The following is a 2,997-nucleotide window of genomic DNA, read 5'->3' on the forward strand; positions in this document are numbered from 1 at the left end:
ATTGCGCCCTGTTCAGCGCGACATCAATGTCAGGCAGGGCATATCAGCCATTATAGAGCTGGTTACACCGCCGAAGACCCATTCCTTTAATCGAGACTGGCTATAAGCTCCCATTACGAACAATGACGCATTGTTTTCCGCAATCCAGCGTCGCAGTACCTTGTCGGCAGATTCGGCGTTCGAATTGATGGTGTGGGGATGTACATTGACACCGTGGCGACGAAGCGCATCAGAAAGCGGTGTGCCGGGGATATCGACATTCGGATCGTTGGATTTCTTCGGATCAACCCAGACGATATCGACACTTTCAGCCTTGAGTAGCAAGGGCAGTGAATCGAATGCAGCGCGCGATGCTTCGCGCTTGCCATTGAAGGCAACAACGACACGATCGATCTTTTCCGGCAGTTTGGTTTTGTAAGGGACAAACAGAACAGGTCGGCCGCTTTCCATGACCAGCGGATCGGTGACGTCGTTGACGCTATCTGGATCATCAGGATCAGGTTGACCGGCAATTATGATGTCGGCTCGGAGGGCGCTTTGCGTAACGCCGGCGGACGGGCTGCTGCTTTCGGATCGTACAATGCGGAACTCATGGGAGATGGTTCCAGTCGACATCTCCGCCCCAAAAAGAGCTGAAATCGCTTCGGAGTTTTCCTTGTGGCGCTGTTCATGGGCTTCGAACAATGTCGTGTCGGCAAAACCTGTGGGATCGGCATAAACAATCGGCGAGGGGATCGTATAGAGGCCGATGATATGCGTGCGTTCGCTGGACGAAGCGATCAACCTTGCGGCGCCTATAACCTTCTTTGCCTCACGCTCGCTGCGAATGAAAGCGATGATCGTCCGAAATGCCATGTTGGCCTCCATAGGTTGTTGCGTCCTTGAACGCATCAGGCAACATTATACGCCTTTCACGCAATAGTTGCTTTTGCATTTTGGACAACTTGCGTGCTTCAAAAGCATTTCATTGTGCGGGTTGAGCGGCGATATTTGCAACCATCTCCTTCACGGCTGATTCGGCCGCAAGAAGTTTTTCTTCGTCACGCGCCCTGATCACCAGCTCCGTCGAGAACTTGCCGTTTTCGTATTTGGGATAAGAACCGATGATCGTATCTGGATGAGCAGCCTGGATATTGCCGAGCGGAACGGCAATAGCACCTTCCCCAAACGGGCAATTCACTGAGCGGGACAATAGCTTCTTTCCCACTCGCAGGGTTGGAATCACATTGTCCAGCATAGCCTGAAAAACCGAAGGGACGCCTGCCATCACGTAGACATTGCCGATATGGAAACCGGGTGCAGTCGAAACTGGATTGGCGATGTGGGCCGAGCCGCGTGGCATCCGCGCCATGCGCTGCCGGCTTTCGGTGAATTCCATCCCGCGTGCTGCATAATTATCGCCCATGAGTTTCATAGCCGCCGCGTCGTGTTCACAAGGCACATCAAACGCTTTTGCAACTGCATCAGCAGTTATGTCGTCGTGCGTTGGTCCGATTCCTCCCGACGTGAACACGTATTCGTAGCGTTCCCGCAGGGCATTCAGCGCTTMGACAATGCGATCCTCTTCATCCGGAACTATGCGAACTTCTTCAAGATCGATACCGACGGCTGTGAGAATATCAGCTAGGTGACCGATGTTCTTGTCCTTTGTCCGACCTGACAGCAACTCATCGCCGATCGCCAGCATGGCTGCGGTCACAACTTCATCAGTCATAAAAAATCTCCTAGCGGGAAGGCGACCGTAAATCTCCAAACGGATCGTCGCAAGCCATTTCGCTCAGGAAAGGCAAAGGAGCAAAGGTCAAAACCAGCGGCACTTGAGCGCTGGTGCGGACGGCGGGACTTGAACCCGCATGACCTATGGCCGACAGATTTTAAGTCTGTTGTGTCTACCGATTTCACCACGTCCGCGCATTTATGCTTTTCAACGGTTAAGGCGATTCCGTCAACGGTGATTTGCGATATGACTGATCAGCTCGGTCGAAAAGCGCCATTTCAAGCTGACGCCGCCATCTGGTTAAACCAACACCCTACACCTAAGGTCTCAATCTCTGGTGGATTTGGGCTGCGACCTGGACTAGAACGCGAGCTCTTCGAGGCAAAAGAAATCGCTATGTCCGCTGTTCCATTTCAATTTCCGTTCGCAAATTTGACGAAAGTAGCGTCGCGAAATCCGGCACTCTTGCTGGTTCTTCTCTATTTTGCGTTCCAGGTCTTTTTTCTGACGACGATTTCGAATGGCGCGGGTGTGGATGACGCGGAGCAATTAGCCTATGTCGGTGCTCTGCAGTGGGGATATGGCGGGTCGCAGGCGCCGCTTTATACCTGGATAAACAGCATCGCTGGAAATCTCTTCGGAATCAGCATGTTTACCATCTATCTCGTTAAGTTCGGTATGCTTGCGAGTTCATTTATCAGCGTCTATTTTGGCGCACGTCTGCTTGGCCTGTCTAAATCGGTAGCTGCTGCTGGCATGCTAGGCATATTTCTGCTGCCTCAAATCGCGTGGGAATCGCAACGGACGCTGACTCACTCAGTAGGTGGTACCACTGGCTGCGCTTGGGCATTTCTCGCCTTCGCCTGGCATATGAAATCCCGCTCCTGGCATTCGGCTGCGTTGTTAGGGCTTGGCATCGCTTCGGGTCTGCTCGGAAAATTCAACGCAAGTTTCTTCCTCATCGGGCTCGTTCTGGCTGGTTTTTCCATTCCAGAATATCGAGCCGTTCTTTTGACGCGGAAGAGCTTTCTAGTGCTGCCTGTGTTCATAGCAGCCATAGCACCTACAGGCCTGTGGACGCTTTCGCATACCGAGAACCTGTTGGCGCGGTCACATAAATTCGAGATAGGTGAGGGCGGTAATTTCGTTGTCAGTCGTCTTCACGGCGAGTGGAAGCTCTTCCTCAATGGTGTTCTCTTCTCGGGAATAGCGCTGGTTTTCTTCGCGATCGCCTGGTGGCGGAGCCGGGCCGAACAAATCTCCTCGCCCCGTCCCTGGAA

Annotated in this window: 3 protein-coding genes and 1 tRNA gene; 1 reads left to right on the forward strand and 3 read right to left on the reverse strand. The window is 52.9% G+C overall.

Going from position 1 to position 2,997, the window contains the following annotated elements; translation table 11 throughout:
* Positions 1–12: 12 nt before the first annotated feature.
* From ACXJ5O_RS23200 to ACXJ5O_RS23210, 3 genes are all read right to left on the reverse strand, one after another.
* Positions 13–855 (reverse strand): universal stress protein, encoded by an 843-nt coding sequence (locus tag ACXJ5O_RS23200; RefSeq protein ID WP_224507067.1) that lies wholly within the window; start codon positions 853–855, stop codon positions 13–15.
* Between the two features lie 109 nt (positions 856–964).
* The gene (locus ACXJ5O_RS23205; RefSeq protein WP_457301968.1) at positions 965–1,714 is read right to left on the reverse strand and encodes a competence/damage-inducible protein A; all 750 of its coding nucleotides are present in this window, start codon (positions 1,712–1,714) and stop codon (positions 965–967) included.
* 111 nt (positions 1,715–1,825) lie between these two features.
* Positions 1,826–1,911: transfer RNA gene (locus tag ACXJ5O_RS23210), tRNA-Leu, on the reverse strand.
* Between ACXJ5O_RS23210 and ACXJ5O_RS23215 the strand changes: the two genes are divergently transcribed.
* A partial coding sequence (locus ACXJ5O_RS23215; protein ID WP_457301969.1) for an ArnT family glycosyltransferase occupies positions 1,886–2,997 on the forward strand: 1,112 nt, incomplete at its 3' end. The two genes, ACXJ5O_RS23210 and ACXJ5O_RS23215, sit on opposite strands and share 26 nt — an antisense overlap.

Source organism: Phyllobacterium sp. P5_D12, assembly GCF_054049495.1.

Coding starts and splice junctions, on each gene's coding strand:
- ACXJ5O_RS23200 (WP_224507067.1), bottom strand. CDS start 855: ATGGCATTTCGGACGATCATCGCTTTCATTCGCAGCGAGCGTGAGGCA.